The sequence below is a fragment of the Desulforamulus profundi genome, from assembly GCF_002607855.1.
Window position 1 is genome coordinate 1 of record NZ_AWQQ01000054.1, and the last position, 14,610, is coordinate 14,610.

General features: G+C 46.2%; 12 protein-coding genes and 1 pseudogene. 8 read left to right on the plus strand and 5 right to left on the minus strand.

Features of this window, described 5'->3' with window-relative positions:
- The first annotated feature begins 458 nt into the window (after nt 1-458).
- Nucleotides 459-1,385, plus strand: coding sequence for a DUF4365 domain-containing protein (locus tag P378_RS09135; protein ID WP_099083024.1), 927 nt, complete (start codon nt 459-461; stop codon nt 1,383-1,385).
- Nucleotides 1,352-1,693 (plus strand): hypothetical protein, encoded by a 342-nt coding sequence (locus tag P378_RS09140; RefSeq protein ID WP_099083025.1) that lies wholly within the window; start codon nt 1,352-1,354, stop codon nt 1,691-1,693. The genes P378_RS09135 and P378_RS09140 overlap by 34 nt, the downstream gene beginning before the upstream one ends.
- 45 nt (nt 1,694-1,738) lie before the next feature.
- On the opposite strand, the gene P378_RS09145 is transcribed toward P378_RS09140, so the two are convergent.
- From P378_RS09145 to P378_RS09155, 3 genes are all read right to left on the minus strand, one after another.
- On the minus strand, nt 1,739-3,367 hold the full coding sequence (locus P378_RS09145; RefSeq protein ID WP_099083026.1) for a (Fe-S)-binding protein: 1,629 nt from the start codon (nt 3,365-3,367) through the stop codon (nt 1,739-1,741).
- A 31-nt stretch (nt 3,368-3,398) separates the two neighbouring features.
- On the minus strand, nt 3,399-4,310 hold the full coding sequence (locus P378_RS09150; protein WP_099083027.1) for a respiratory nitrate reductase subunit gamma: 912 nt from the start codon (nt 4,308-4,310) through the stop codon (nt 3,399-3,401).
- A gap of 538 nt (nt 4,311-4,848) precedes the next feature.
- The gene (locus P378_RS09155) at nt 4,849-5,529 is read right to left on the minus strand and encodes an O-methyltransferase (RefSeq protein WP_099083028.1); all 681 of its coding nucleotides are present in this window, start codon (nt 5,527-5,529) and stop codon (nt 4,849-4,851) included.
- A gap of 194 nt (nt 5,530-5,723) precedes the next feature.
- Here P378_RS09155 and P378_RS09160 point away from each other — a divergent pair, with 194 nt between their 5' ends.
- From P378_RS09160 to nrfD, 4 genes and pseudogenes are all read left to right on the plus strand, one after another.
- A complete protein-coding gene (locus P378_RS09160; RefSeq protein WP_238473094.1) occupies nt 5,724-6,641 on the plus strand; it encodes a LysR substrate-binding domain-containing protein in 918 nt (305 codons plus the stop codon).
- A 420-nt stretch (nt 6,642-7,061) separates the two neighbouring features.
- Complete coding sequence (locus P378_RS09165; RefSeq protein ID WP_099083030.1) at nt 7,062-8,633, plus strand: [FeFe] hydrogenase, group A; 1,572 nt, start codon at nt 7,062-7,064, stop codon at nt 8,631-8,633.
- Nucleotides 8,634-8,658: 25 nt separating this feature from the next.
- Nucleotides 8,659-9,441, plus strand: a complete 783-nt coding sequence (locus tag P378_RS09170) for a 4Fe-4S dicluster domain-containing protein (protein WP_099083031.1) — start codon at nt 8,659-8,661, stop codon at nt 9,439-9,441.
- A gap of 44 nt (nt 9,442-9,485) precedes the next feature.
- A pseudogene (nrfD, locus tag P378_RS09175) lies at nt 9,486-10,612 on the plus strand (NrfD/PsrC family molybdoenzyme membrane anchor subunit).
- A 356-nt stretch (nt 10,613-10,968) separates the two neighbouring features.
- Here the strand turns inward: nrfD and P378_RS09180 are convergent.
- Nucleotides 10,969-11,796, minus strand: a complete 828-nt coding sequence (locus tag P378_RS09180) for a YkgJ family cysteine cluster protein (RefSeq protein ID WP_099083032.1) — start codon at nt 11,794-11,796, stop codon at nt 10,969-10,971.
- 252 nt (nt 11,797-12,048) lie between these two features.
- Between P378_RS09180 and P378_RS09185 the strand changes: the two genes are divergently transcribed.
- Both P378_RS09185 and P378_RS09195 read left to right on the plus strand, forming a co-directional pair.
- Nucleotides 12,049-12,291: a hypothetical protein gene (locus P378_RS09185; RefSeq protein ID WP_099083033.1), complete on the plus strand. Its 243-nt coding sequence runs from the start codon at nt 12,049-12,051 to the stop codon at nt 12,289-12,291.
- A gap of 572 nt (nt 12,292-12,863) precedes the next feature.
- Nucleotides 12,864-13,106: a hypothetical protein gene (locus P378_RS09195; protein WP_099083035.1), complete on the plus strand. Its 243-nt coding sequence runs from the start codon at nt 12,864-12,866 to the stop codon at nt 13,104-13,106.
- Between the two features lie 79 nt (nt 13,107-13,185).
- On the opposite strand, the gene P378_RS09200 is transcribed toward P378_RS09195, so the two are convergent.
- Nucleotides 13,186-14,475, minus strand: a complete 1,290-nt coding sequence (locus tag P378_RS09200) for a [Fe-Fe] hydrogenase large subunit C-terminal domain-containing protein (protein ID WP_099083140.1) — start codon at nt 14,473-14,475, stop codon at nt 13,186-13,188.
- Nucleotides 14,476-14,610: the final 135 nt, after the last annotated feature.

Genomic DNA, 14,610 nt, shown 5'->3' on the forward strand with positions numbered 1-14,610 from the left:
TAGCCTAGGAATTACATCATTTGTAAAAATGTGGATTAAAGGACTACCTCTTAAGTGGTTGTTCCTTTAGCATAAAGTAAAATGGGTTAATTGGTGTATACACCCAAATAATTACAAAATTATACAATTATATCTTCCAATTATTACCTTTTAATTTATGCGAAAGTTTTATGCAACGCTAGTGATATTTTTATTGAAATTTTACTCGGGACATGCTACCATATTTTTAAACCATAGCGAATTAGTTGCATAGGGTTTACTAACAACCTTTTGCTATTTGTCATACGGTAACTGATTGATTAAATGTTTCGTACTGTCATTTATTTTAAGAATATTCTAAAATGATGCAATTTATTTATTTGCCTGTCAAATAAGCGGCAAATAATTTGTCACAAGCTGCTGCCCTTAAGAAATTATAACCTTCCAAGAAATAGTATATTTACAAGGAGGTTCATAAAATGATCGATTCTACGGATTCTCTGGAAAAAAAGTCGAATCGAATGGTTCTTGTCTCCTCCGGGATTCCAAAGCCAACAACTCCTAAGGGTCATACTATTTTTCTGGAAGCTTTACCTTGGTCATGGGCAGTACGGCAGATCCATGAACCTTTTCTCCATTACGAAGTTGAAATCCTGGACAGCGGTACTCCCAAAGGCGCTGTTTTTTCCGTTTATGTTGTGTGCGCCTCTTCCCTTCGTGTTAACAGAGAGCTAATTGGTCTTTCTTTGGAATGCGACAAGCTTAAACATTGCATGGATAAAGCCTGCAGGCCCGTGATCCTGGTTGTCGTTGATGCCGATAAAGAATCCGCCTTTTGGCTGTTTGTACAGGATTATGTTCATCGTGTCCTGGAAAAGAAAACTCCCGGTTGGCGGCAGCAAAAAACCGTTTCTCTGCAGGTACCCTTAGACCAGGAACTGACGACCTCCCTGGAGCAGTTAAAAAGAACCGTGTTTTATGGTTTGGAACACCTGTACCTCGAGCATTTTCACCGTTTCTTTCAAAAATTCAACTCCAGGATCAGTCAATTCTTTAATTCCCCGGAAGAAATGGAACTGGCCGTTAAAGTGGAATCATCCCGGCACTATACCAAACAACTGCTTACCTCTCCGGACAAGTGCAGTTGCTCAACCGCCTCAAATCATTCCTGTAATTCCTGTCAACCACCCGGCGACGGTAATGATGGAACCGGTGAGTCCGATCATAAAATCCAGGCCAGCCTGGAAAAAGCTCAAAATATGAAAGTACTGGACCCCAAAGAAAATAGAATCGCTTATTACTGTATTAGTGAGGCCCTGGATTTTTTGGAGACAGGGCTTCGGCCGGTATACGCTATTCGGCCCAGGGTGAAATGGTCTTTTACGATTACCTGCTTCACTTTTTAAAGGCCTTTGACGCCATGGGTACCAAGGCCATGGTTCATCTAACCCATAGCGACGACCACCGCCGCTACTTTAAGGCGATGGAAGAACTGACGGACATTATCAACACAGCCCTTGACGAAGGGGAGTTGATTGCAGCCAGCGTACTGACCATCCGTCTGGCCGATACCTATTTATTTGCCACTCCTTACCTGATCAGAACCTTTGGGCAGGAAATGACCGCCCCCCTGATGAACTTTGCCCAATCCCTGCTGGTGCTGGCCCATGAAATGGCATCCCTGGTGGAGTCTCCGGGCGCCGTACTGCAATAAAAAACCCGGCCAAAATTTGACCGGGTTGGTAATAAACTGACTAACCTATTTCTTTACATGTTTGGCGGCAAATTCTTCTTCATCCAGGAATTCTAAGAAGGGTTTGTCAAACTGAACCATTGCATTTACCACTAATTCAACCAAGCCGCCATAATGCACATTGAATTTAGCAGTAGCCTGGTAGTATTCGAGAATATCTCTGATGGCGCCTTTACAGTTGGAGCAAGGTGCTGCTACATACTTGGGAACATCCTCTTCCATGACACCCTGGAAGGCATCAAGAATTTGTTTGAATTTCATGCGGCTGGAAACCTTATTCCTGAATTCAGGGAAGTTGAAGGACTTCATAATGGCAAAGCCGCTGCCGCCGCCACAGCAGAAGTTCTTGGCGCCGTGCGGATACATTTCGATAAACTGGGGACAAACAGCTTTAATGATTTCCCGCTGGGGTTGAATAATCCCCATCATTCTAGCCACGTTGCAGGGATCGTGCATGGTGACCGGGAAGTCATTTCGACTGGGATCCAGTTTGTAGACTCCCTTTTTAATCAGGTCCGCCAGCAAGGGCAGGAAGCTCTCCCTGGGAATGTTGTCATCCCCTACAAAGGCCCGGTCAATGGAAACCATGGCGGCTTTGTGGGCGTGACCGCACTCGCCCAAAACAATTCTTCTGACCCCCAGATTCTTGGCGGCTTTCATTTGGGCAAGACCGATTTTTCTGGCCTGGGCGTCATCGTAAAAAATACCGTAATTAACATTATCATAACCGATCATATCGCTGCTCAGGGTCCAATCCAGACCGGCTTCTTCAAAGAGAACCACAAAGGCAGCTGGGTTTTCGGGCCAGGCCATGTATTCACCGGCGTTGTGGGTTAAGAGGATGTCTGCTCCCTTCTTGTCTACAGGAATCTTATACTGTTTCCCGGTTCTTTCGTAAATATCTTCTTCCAGGAACTCAATCATATCCAGGAAGGCTTCTTTGGTAATACCGGTACTGGAACCGGTCTTTAATTGCAGCATGGAGCCCTTCTCATGCAGGGGCTTGGGAGCGATCCCCAGTTCCATACTAAAGATTTTTCTTAGTTCGCGAGCCAGCAGACCGTTGTCCAACCCCAGGGGACAGGTTTGGGCACAACGACGGCACAGGTTGCAGCGGTAAGCTAGTTCACCCAGGCGGAGAATGGTTTCCACATTGATGTCAATGTCTCCACCGTTAAATTTGGTCCAGAAGCTGTCGCCGTTCATATGCTTCTTGGCAATTTTCCGCAGGACTTCCGAACGGAAAATGGGTCTGTAAATTTCCTGCTCGCCGCTGGCCTTAAATACGTGACAGGCCTCGGAACAGGTATTGCACTTCGCACAGTACTCAAAGCTCAGCAGGAAAGGCTGTAAATAGTTCCTGTTGAGCTCGTTGGAGAAAAGCTTCTCCAGACCACGCAGGAATCCCTTAACCAGAGCCTCTTCTTCCTCTTTGGTTTTGGGTCTGATTAAGGTTTCGTTGCCAACAAACCCATCCAGGGTGGTGCAGTATTCCTCTTTCCAGGAGTCTTTAATTTCCTTAAACTCGGGTTCCATGCCCGGTTTATCGTAAGGCGCCGGCAAAGGCATCAGATTTTCAACCTTAACGAGTTGTTCAGAGGATTTACTTATATCCTGAGGTCTAATATCGCCCATTAAAATTTACCTCCTATCTCACAGTAATTATTTACTTCTTGTCCTGCTGTTGCGCTCCAGGATTGATATGGGGGGCCGACCAGGAGGCTTTGGGTTTGTAGCTGATGGCCTCTTTGATAACGCTTTCCATCTTGGAGTTTCTCAGGTTGGGCTCGTTATCCCACAGCACCTTGTGGAATGCAAAGTACTTGCCTACATAGTGACTCATTTTGGTTTGAGGAATGTAAATCATGACCCCGCCCAATAAGAGGATATGAATGGTTAAAGCGGTATCTGCCTGAATGGGTGAGAAGGTAAACAGGGCTTTCATGATTTCCCGACCATAGTTAAAACCGGGGTCAGCGCTCCAGACAACCAGACCGGAAGCCACCACCGCAAACAGGAAGAACAGGTTGAAATATTCCTGGGGAGTGGTGTATTTGGCAAAGGTGTTGTTAAAACATCTCTTCAAGAAGAGGCTGAAGGCTCCAAAACCCAGCAGCAGCGCCCCTGCACCACCGGAAATGAAGGTACCGTAGTAAATCAGGGAGGCTAAGGGATTGCTGTTTACGCCTTCCGGGGTGGTTAAAGACAGTCCGGACAATTCAGTGATAGCACCTACGGCCAGTAAAACAGTCCATAAACCCAACAGATAAATACCTAAGTGCAATGCATAGGAAAGCCACCACTGGTGTCTTTGGTTAATAAACAGGTTTTTGATGAAAAGCATTTCTTTTAACATATCAATAACTTCGCCGGAATGAGAGACTTCTCTGGGCTTGTTCCACCATTCCAAATCTTCGTAGTAGGAACCACCGTAATGTCCCTTTTCGCCGGGCTCCTTGGGAACCGGATACAGTTCCCAGCGACCATGCATGGGCATCTTGGCATACTGATGGGCCTTGTAAAGTGAGAGACCGATGAAAGCAAGGATTGAAGCATAAACAAATACCGTCAGCAACAAGTTAACATACCTCCTTGATTAAAATAATTTTGGGTATCTCTTCAAGAACTACAACCAGGGCAGTGGCTCTGTTTTTATCACCCTTTGCTGTAGGTCGGCCTGAGGAGATACAAAAATCCGCCCTTGATAAATAAGAAGTTTGTTAGCAATTCGTTAGGGCTTGTCCTCCCGGGGGTGATAGCCCAACTGCCTCCTCACTCCTTCCAAAATAAATTATACAAATCCTATATAATTCGACAATTATACAAAGGTAATTATAGACAATTATAGTCAACTAATCAATATAAAATAGACGGGCAAAATAGCATATTATGTCACCTGAACACGCCTCTGACAGATAACCTATAGCGTATGAATTAGATTATACCATGTTTTTATTTAGATTTGCTACACGAACTTTTGGCATTAAGGAACTTCTGTTTTTATTATTTTTATTATATAATTAGGAAATAATTTGTCCCAAAGACCGTTGCGACATGTAGTTTATCATTACGGATCACGGGTTAATTGTATCGGCGATGCGCTTGTTACTCCGTCTTCATAAAAGAGGTGGTGACATTGATGACAAATCATCCTTTTTGGTGCTGATTGTTATGCCATCTCCCACCGGCAGGATAATGGTTTCTATGCTTTTATGTTCCATCACCTGCTCAAGATAACTTCTTAAACGGGCTACCGCTGTTTTGTTTCGTCTCTTATCAATCTCCCCGGATATCACCATTCCCCTCATAAACACATCCTCTGCCACAAGAATGCCCCCCGGTTGCAACAAATCAACGCATTTATCCAAAAACTCCACATATTTTCCCTTTGCAGCATCAAGGAAAATAAAGTCGAATGGACCGGTTTGCTCATAAAGCAATTCCCTGGCATCACCGAATACCAGCTTTATTTTTTCTTCCACTCCGGCTTTTTTAAAGTACCTGCAGGCAGCCTCGGCCCTCGGAGCGTTAATCTCCAGGGTGGTAATCTCTCCTTCCAGGGGTAACACGGCTTTAGCAATCCAGAGGGTGGAATACCCGATGGCGGTTCCAATCTCCAATACTCTTCTGCTCTTTTTGGTGGCAGCCAACCAGTACAAGAGATGTCCAACTTCCGGTTCTACAATGGGTATCATCTTCTCCCTTGCTTCCTGTTCCATTTCATAAAAAAGTTCATCCCGCGGCGGCAGAAGTTCCCGGATATACTGCTGAACTTCTTCTTGAACAATGTTTGTCACCGTGACCTCCGGATTGATATACATAAAAGTTTGTATTTTTATTATATACTAAAAAAAGACAAAAAAGGCCATTTTGTGTTTCTTTGAAGATAAAAAAATCCACGGAGCAATCGACTTGTCAGCAGTACGGCAGACAATGTTTTTTGTAGATCATAAAATGAGGGGATAGCGAGGAATAATTAAAACAGTAGGTGATGCCTGTGAACTTAACGCATTTTAAAGTTTTTAAAACTCTGGCTGAAACCGGTAGTCTGATAAAAAGCAGCAAGCTGTTGGAACTGTCTCAACCCACCATCAACCATAACATCTACGTCCTTGAGCAGCATTACGGCGCCAAGTTGTTTGATCGTTCCAATAAAAAGCTTAAACTGACCCGGTTCGGACAGGTTTTAGAAAAATATGTAACAGAAATACTGAATTTGGTCGAGCAGTCTGAAAAACATATTGAAAGACTTGTCGGGGAATTAAGCGGTAATTTATCCCTGGGGGCCAGTCATACCATTGCCGAAAACGTTCTGCCGAAAATCATGGGCATGTTCAACCATGACTACCCGGAGGTAGATATCCACCTGGAAGTCACCAATACCCAGCATATTGTGGATCACATCCTTGAGAACAAGCTTGACCTGGGCCTCATTGAAGGACCTGTCACCCATGAGAAGGTTATTACCAAACCCTTTATGGAGGATGAACTGCTGGTTGTGCTTCCCTATAATCACCCCCTGGCCATTAAGAAAAATTTGACCCTGAAAGAGCTGGCCACCCTCCCCTTTGTTTTAAGGGAAGAAGGTTCCGGCACCAGGGTGGTGATGGAAGCTGCCTTAAAAAAAGCAGGTTTGGACCCCGCTGAGTTAAATACCGTCATGGAGCTGGGAAATACGCAGGCGGTGATCGGTGCGGTTGAGGCGGGTCTGGGAGCCACCATTTTATCCGGCCTGGCGGTGACCAAGGAAATCCAGCTGAAAACCGTAAAAACCTGCAGGATTGCCAATGTGTCCATTGTACGTTATTTTTCATTTATTTTAAATAAAGATAAACCCCTGTCTCCCATTTGTGAAACATTTCTTTCTTTTGTTACTTCCGAGGAAGTTTTGAAAATGTTTAAGAATTAACACTCACATCCCATGGGTGTCCTATCAAATAGACACTAAGATAACGACCAAGTAACTCGCTTGGTCGTTTTTCTTTTGTAACCTATCAGAATATTATACACATTTGAAAAATTTTTCAAAATATTTTTTATTTTGAAGGAATTATTAATATCTCGAAGAATAAACAGTATTAAAAAGCCAACGAACTATTTTTGGTATGTACCCATTTTCTCAAGCAGGGACTGGGACGGCAGTTACATGAGATTCCTGGAAAAACGGCATATAGTTCTTCTTTGCGGAGTAATTCACCTTGGGTCAGGCATGCTTTTTCCGCACTTGCCTGGCCTATTTTATTTATTGGTTTAATAGTATTTATAAACGAACTTTTTAAGCTATTCTTGCGCACTGCATATCCCATATAAAACTAAGGGAGGAGAGTACATGGAAAACCGCACTGCAAAGCCACAATCAGTATCAAGGCGGGGCTTCCTCAAACTGCTTGGGGGAGTAAGCCTGACCGGCGTAGCAGCCTCCATTGCCGGCTGCAGCCAGGATCCCGCCGGGGGCAAGGGTTGGCTACCCCAACAGTACCAAGTAGCCAGCTCCTGGCCTGTTCAGGTGAAGGGTCGTATTCCCATTGACCCCACCAACCCATCCATCGTACGGGATGATAAAAAGTGCATCCTGTGCGGCCAGTGCATCGAAGCCTGTGAAAGGGTTCAATCGGTGTACGGGTATTACGACACCCCCATCAAGGATGACATCACCTGCGTAAACTGCGGCCAGTGCACTTTATGGTGCCCCACCGCAGCCATCACCGAAAGAGATGAGATTGACAAGGTTCTCCAGGCAATTGACAACAAAGACCTGCATGTGGTGGTGCAAACCGCTCCGGCCACCAGGGTGGCCCTGGGTGAAGAGTTTGGCATGCCCCCGGGCAGCATTGTGGAAGGAAAACAGGTGGCCGCTCTGAAAAAACTTGGATTTGACGCGGTGTTTGATACCAACTTTACCGCCGACCTCACCATCATGGAGGAGGGCACCGAGCTGGTCCGCCGTGTCGCCGGGGATCTAAAAGGCGTTAAGCCGCTGCCCCAGTTCACTTCCTGCAGTCCCGGCTGGGTAAAGTTTTGCGAGTATTTCTATCCGGACCTGCTGGAGCACATGTCCTCCTGTAAATCACCCCAGCAGATGCTAGGGGCACTGGTAAAGAGTTATTACGCCAAAGAAAAAGGCATTGATCCCGCTAAAATCTTCTCCGTTTCCATCATGCCCTGTACCGCCAAAAAGTACGAGTGCAATCGTCCTGAAATGAATGATGCCGGAAAACATGCCGGTAATGAAAAATTGCGGGATGTGGACGTGGTCCTGACCACCCGCGAACTGGCCCGTATGATTAAGATGAAAGGGATTGACCTGACCAAACTGGAAGACGCCAAATATGATCCCCTCATGGGTGAAAGCACCGGGGCCGCTGTCATCTTCGGCGCCACCGGCGGTGTTATGGAAGCAGCCGTACGTTCCGCTTACTTCCTGATCACCAAAGAAAACCCGCCGGAAGCGCTGCTGAACCTTACACCTGTGCGGGGCCTGCAGGGTATTAAAGAAGCTTCTTTAGAAGTTCCCGGTGTGGGTCAAGTCAACGTGGCCATTTCTCACGGCCTGAGCAACGCCCGTAAAATCCTGGACCAACTGCGTGAAGATAAGAAGCAGGGTAACCCGCCCCGTTACCATTTCATAGAGTTTATGAGCTGCCCCGGCGGCTGCATCAGCGGCGGCGGTCAGCCCAGGACTTCCCTGCCCCCGTCTGACCAGGTCCGGCAGGCGCGTCTGAACAGCACTTACCAGATTGACGCCAAGATTTATAAGAAGCGTTTGAGCCATGAAAACCAGGAAGTTGCCATGATCTATCAAAAATTTCTGGAGAAGCCCAATAGTCATTTGGCAGAGGAACTGCTGCACACCGAATACGTGGACCGCAGCAAGACCTTTACGGCCAAGAAAAACGGCTAAGTCAATTTTTTAGGAGGTGAAACAGATGGCTAAAGGCGTGTTAGTTGATCTTACCAAGTGTGTGGGCTGTGGCAGCTGCACAGTGGCCTGCAAACTTTGGAACGATATGAAGTTTAGCGAGAAAGAGCCCGCCATGGGACCGGGCGTCAAGCTTTCAGCAAATAACTGGACCGTCGTAAGTTTTAATGAAGTGAAAAAAGACACCGGCAAAGTGTGGCGTTTTGTCAAACAACAATGCCTGCACTGTCAGGATCCCGCCTGTGCTTCGGCCTGCTTTGCCAAAGCTTTGCAAAAGACAAAAGAAGGCCCGGTTGTTTATTATCCCCACCTTTGTGTGGGCTGCCGTTACTGCATGATTGCCTGTCCCTTTAATGTTCCTAAATATGAATGGGATAAAACCTTCCCGCTGGTATCCAAGTGCCAGATGTGTTCCACCAAGGTGGCAAAAGGAGAAGCTCCTGCCTGCGTTTCCGTTTGCCCTGCCGGTGTATTCAAGTTTGGTGAGCGGGATGAAATGCTTAAGGAAGCCAAGGCTGCCATCGCCAAGGACAGTAAGTATGTAAAAGATGTCTATGGCGAAAAACAAGCCGGCGGCACTTCCTGGCTGTATATTTCCGACGTTCCCTTTGAGCAGCTGGGCTTCAATACCAAGATCAGCAGCATCCCCAGTTCCACTTACTCCCATGATTTCCTGAAATACACCCCTGTGGTGGCAGTAAGCTGGGGTATCATTTTAACCGGACTTTATCATTACACCAAGCGGCGCAACGAAATCTCCAAAGATTCCAATAAGAACGTTAAATTATAAGGGTCTTATCTATTTGTTAAGAATAATTTTTAGGGGGGAAACACATGACGGCTCAAGGTTGGAGTTTTAAAATGACTCCCATTCGCAAGTTATTAATTCTCCTGGCCGCCCTTTGTGTCGGTGTTGTCATATTCCGTTTGGTAACAGGGCTGGGTGTAGTTACAAATTTAAATGACGACTGGCCATGGGGCCTCTGGATCGGATTTGACGTGCTAACCGGTGTGGCCTTAGCCGGTGGCGGTTATTTTACCGCGATTATCGTTCACGTGCTGCACAAGGATAAGTATCTTTCCATTGCCCGTGCAGCAATGTTAACCTCTCTGCTGGGGTACCTATTGGTGATGGCCGGGCTTTTCCTGGATATCGGTCAGTGGTTTAACTTCTGGCGTCCCTTCGTATCCTGGGGTCATACCTCGGTACTGTTTGAAGTTTTCTGGTGTGTGTCCTGCTATACCACCATACAAGTCCTGGAATTTGGTGAAATCTTGACGGAAAGAGTAGGCGTCAAATGGCATAACGCTTTCAAAACCGCTATGCCCTTCCTGCTGATTATCGGTATTATCTTCCCTACCCTGCACCAGTCCTCCCTGGGCGGACTGTATCTGGTGGCCGTTGATAAACTCTATCCCCTGTGGTGGTCAACGCTGATTCCCTACTTCTTCTTAATTTCTTCTTTCTTCGTAGGTCCGGCCATGATCTGTGTGGAATCCACCTGTCCGGCAATGCTTTCAACCACAAGGTACCTGTGGATGTCCTGCGGGGCCTGGCCAGAATCGGCGGCGGCTTTATGATTCTCTACCTGGTTCTCAAGATTTTCGACCTGTCCAATCGTAATGTCTGGAACCTGGTATTTGCGGGCAACCTGGAGGCGAACCTGTTCCTGGTCGAACTGGTCCTCGGCGTGATTGTTCCGATTCTGATTGTGTTTAGCGGCATGAGCGCCTCCCGTTCCGGCCTGTTCATCTACGGCCTGCTGGTAAGCAGCGGTGTCATTCTCAATCGTATGAACGTTGTCTTCACCGGCATGTCAGGGTCTACCGCCGGTTCTTACTTCCCTTCCATTTGGGAATGGTCCGTCAGCATCGGCCTAATTGCTATCGGCGTCCTGGCCTACTGCTTTATCGTTGAAAACTTCCGAATCCTCGGACATGACGATCATCACACAGCCTAACGGAAAAGCAGCCCTCACGTGAGGGCTGCTTTTTATATGGCAGAGCAAGTTAGATTGTTCACAAACCCTATGATCGCAAGCTTACCAAAGAGCAAAAAAAAGCCCTTTACCTGACATTTTGCAAAGAATCCCCTCCCCTGCAAACTCTCCCGTTGAGGCACCTCAATCCGCTGTTTTTTCTATTACGAAGCAATTTTACCCTATATTTCTTATTAATTCACCCTTTTCTCTTGTGCAAATTATGGAAGATCACTATAATAGAAAAAATCACAAAGAGGGGGGTTGTGTCAGCCCGGTCCTCTAAAGAAATTGAAAGCACGGGAGGCGTGTACAGGCCGTACCCGCTTCCCGGTCTTTTATTCTTTCCCCGTCAGGAGCACCTGTTTCATTCTTTCCATCATGCTGCCGCCATAGATGTTTCCTTCTTTGGCTTGCCCGACCAAAGGGCCATGGCCGAAGCCTGCGGCCAGTTCGGTTAAAATCACCTTTAAGGCCTTCATTCTCCTGCGGTAAAATTCCTCGTGATCCACCTCTTGTTCGGAAATCCCCAGTTTGTTTCTTAACAGGTCCGGCCCGTAAAACAGGGGCATCATTATTTGAGAGACGTTCCGGTTTAGCCAAACCTGGCTGTTTAACCGGGTTGTGGCATAGTGAATCAACTCTAAATACAAATCCGACAGTTCGTAGAACTTTTGGCAGTCCGCATCATTAAACCATTCTTCGACGGTCCAGGTTTTCTCGCTTTTGTGCCCCAGGCAAAAGTCCATCTTTTCAACGATAAAAGTACGCTCTACTTTTGTGCCGTCCGGCTCAAAACGCACCGCCCGGCCAATGGGATACGTCCTGCAGTTGCGGGAACGCACGGGATAAATCTCACACCGCCCGTCCTCCAGCATGAAAAAGCAGGGACCGTCCTCGGCATGTTTCAGTCTTGCGTAGGGCCATTTTAATTCATGGCCAAAGTCAACCTTGCAATATTCCGCCAAAAACTGCTGGCCGGGTATCCCCAGGTGCCGGGCCATGATTTCAATATCCCAGGGGTCTAAAAGGATGGTGATGCTGTTACAGCACCTGCCCATACAGGAAGCCTTGCATTCAAAAGTAAACCGGTGATCCAGCGAAACGCCCGGCAGCGACCCTTCATCCAACCTTTTCATCAATTCCTGTTTATAGCTATAGGACATCGTAAAACTCCCTTCACTGTTACTGAAAAACAACTCCTTTGTAATTCGACAACGGGACAGTAATACCTTGTGAAAAAATGAGTTAATTGTTGGGTAAATATCTAAACTATATTGGAATTTACTTTCAAAGAATATTTTAAATTGTTTATCAAATCTTGCTAGTATAACATAGGGCTGAAAACGCTGTTTCTATATTAATTTTATGGTATAGTACAGTAATGCTAGTGAACAATGTCACAAGGGGGTGGTGTCATGATCAAAGGATGGAAAATCCAGTTGTGTAAAATAATTGCATTCCCTGCCTGGATCCTAATCGCCGTTTCCTGCCTATTAATGGCCCTGGTAAGCTGCTGTTCCTGGTTATTCATAGTAGGTCCGAGAAAGATCTTTGGAGGAGCTGTCTCTGCTGCTTCTCCGGCCCTTGCACAGAGAAAAGTAGATAGTACTAAACCCAATACGATTGATCAGCATGACGAACCATTAAACGCTGCATAACTGTTAAGGGGCTTTTTAAAAAGCTCTTTTTGTTTTGGTAACTGGTTATCATTTGGCACCAAGCGGGTCTCTGTCTCACTGAATCATCGTGCTGCGGAGAAATTATTGTTTTTATATTCATAATATACTTAATATTCTTTATATTAATCTCAATCCTTTGTATACTGTATTTAAGGTAAATACAACGGGAGGGATTTTTTATGCTGTTGAGTTCCAAAATTACGGCTTTATCCCCATTAACATTCCCTTTCTTAGTGGTACTGTTTCTAACATGTATTACTTTTGCCATACTGGGTTTCGCCCCCTGGTTATTCACCGGGGCCCAAGAAATACCTTTTGTACCGTCTTTTCTGTATGCAAAATTGACTATAGTGAGAAACACCCTACTGGTTACTACCGACTACCTCAAGCATAAGCCAGGTTTTTTAGCAGCCTTATAGTAGGCTCATTTTTTTTGCATAAAACTAAAAAGGTAACTCAAAAATACTTTTTTGCTTTTCTGAAGGGACATACTAAAAAACAGAGAATTATTTACAAAGAAGAAAGTCAAAAATTTTGAAAGGGTGTACCAAATGGAAGAAAATAAAGAGTTTGAGCTTAATCTTTCCGAGGAAACCATGAAACTGCTTGAGGATTACGCTGAAGAAAAGGGCACAACTCCGGAGGATGTTGCGGAATACATCATTTACGAATTTCTGCGTAATCAAATTCATGTAATAGAGAAGCGTTCCCAGGAGACCGGGGTGCCAGTCAATGAACTGGTGAACATTCAGTTCGCCAAGATTTTAAATTATCTTAGAGATCAAAAACACTAAGTAAAACCAGGCTGTTGCCTAGTCTCCTGGATGCTGGCAACAGCCTTTTGTTTTTAGGGTCTGACCCCTTACTATGTTCTCACCTCTCAGTTGGTTTGTCATAGAAACTCCTGCTGAATATTTTTGCTTTTTCCTCATCAAACAAATCCTCAATTTCCTCAAAACCTAAACTTTTTAGCAGGGCTAATACGTACCTGTTATCCGCCGGCGTCAAACTGGATGCCTCTTCCCCGTACCGGTTTACCAGTTCCGTTCCCTGTCCGGGGTCAATTAAAACGTGGGGACCGCCCACACAGCCTCCAACACAGCCCATGCCTTCGTAAAAATTGGCGTTAATCCGGCCATCCAGGGCATCCTGCAGCATCTGCCGGCATTCCTTTACCCCGTGGGCTTGCACCGACTTAATTTGAATTTCCTTTTCCGGTCTGATCCTTTTTAAGGTATCGGCAACCGCCTTGCTGACACCGCCGGTCCGGGCATAAATTCTGCCGCCGGTGGAGGAATGCTCCTTTTCATCCCCCTCCATTTCCGCCGGGTTAATGCCCACCGCGTCAAAGATCTGCTTTAATTCCTTAAAGGTAATCACCACATCCACAGCGTCCCGCACGTCCGGTTCCTTGGCCTCGGCTTTTTTTGCAATACAGGGCCCGATAAAGACCACCTTGGCATCTGGATGCAGCTTTTTAACACTACGACCACAGGCCACCATGGGGGATACCGAAGGGGTAACATGGGGCGCCAGCTTGCTGTAGACCTTCTTCACCATAGACACCCACATGGGACAGCACATACTGGTCAGCACAAAATCCCCCTCCTTGTGTACATGGGCATCAAATTCCAGAGCTTCCCGGAAAGTTAAAATATCCGCAAACAAAGCCACTTCCACCATGCCGTAAAACCCCAACTTTTTGAGAGCCGCCCTTACTTTGCCGGGTGTCACTTCCGGACCAAACTGCCCGATAAAAGCGGGAGCAATGATGGCGTACACCGGTACTTTGCGGTTTTTTAACACCTCCACCAGGGGGATGAATTCCTTTTTATCCACCAGGCAGTCGTGTTTGCAGACCCCGATGCACAGGCCACAGTCTGAACAGGTGCTGCCGTTAATGACCACATTGCCGTACTCGTCTCTTTCAATGGCTTCCATCAGGCAGGAAACCTGGCAGCCTTCTTCCTCGCAGCCGCAGCTGCACTCTTTTACTTTAAAGACAACCCTCCCCGGGTCACCACCCCCGGTGGCATAATGGATGTATTGATCCACATCCCCGTCTCCCCGGTTTTTCAGCTTCTCAAAGCCTTCATCCAACTTGCCCTCATAGGCGGATTTCACCAGGTCTTTAAATATTTCATCGTAGGTTAGTTTTGTCACGGTGCCCTGGTTTCTAAAACCTATCAAAATCTATCAATGGATGTTTTAAATAGGTTTTTCACCCATTCGACTAATGGGTGGCAGTGTCACATGATTCAACTGCTGGGCCATAAACTCTCGTCTATGTTCCGGGTG

Bases quoted from the DNA above. Each gene is read 5' to 3' on its own strand.
- P378_RS09160 (WP_238473094.1), top strand. From the start codon at position 5,724: ATGCCTGTGAACTTAACGCATTTTAAAGTTTTTAAAACTCTGGCTGAA.
- P378_RS09145 (WP_099083026.1), bottom strand. From the start codon at position 3,367: ATGGGCGATATTAGACCTCAGGATATAAGTAAATCCTCTGAACAACTC.
- P378_RS09195 (WP_099083035.1), top strand. From the start codon at position 12,864: ATGGAAGAAAATAAAGAGTTTGAGCTTAATCTTTCCGAGGAAACCATG.
- P378_RS09180 (WP_099083032.1), bottom strand. From the start codon at position 11,796: ATGTCCTATAGCTATAAACAGGAATTGATGAAAAGGTTGGATGAAGGG.
- P378_RS09140 (WP_099083025.1), top strand. From the start codon at position 1,352: ATGGTCTTTTACGATTACCTGCTTCACTTTTTAAAGGCCTTTGACGCC.
- P378_RS09170 (WP_099083031.1), top strand. From the start codon at position 8,659: ATGGCTAAAGGCGTGTTAGTTGATCTTACCAAGTGTGTGGGCTGTGGC.
- P378_RS09135 (WP_099083024.1), top strand. From the start codon at position 459: ATGATCGATTCTACGGATTCTCTGGAAAAAAAGTCGAATCGAATGGTT.
- P378_RS09165 (WP_099083030.1), top strand. From the start codon at position 7,062: ATGGAAAACCGCACTGCAAAGCCACAATCAGTATCAAGGCGGGGCTTC.
- P378_RS09185 (WP_099083033.1), top strand. From the start codon at position 12,049: ATGATCAAAGGATGGAAAATCCAGTTGTGTAAAATAATTGCATTCCCT.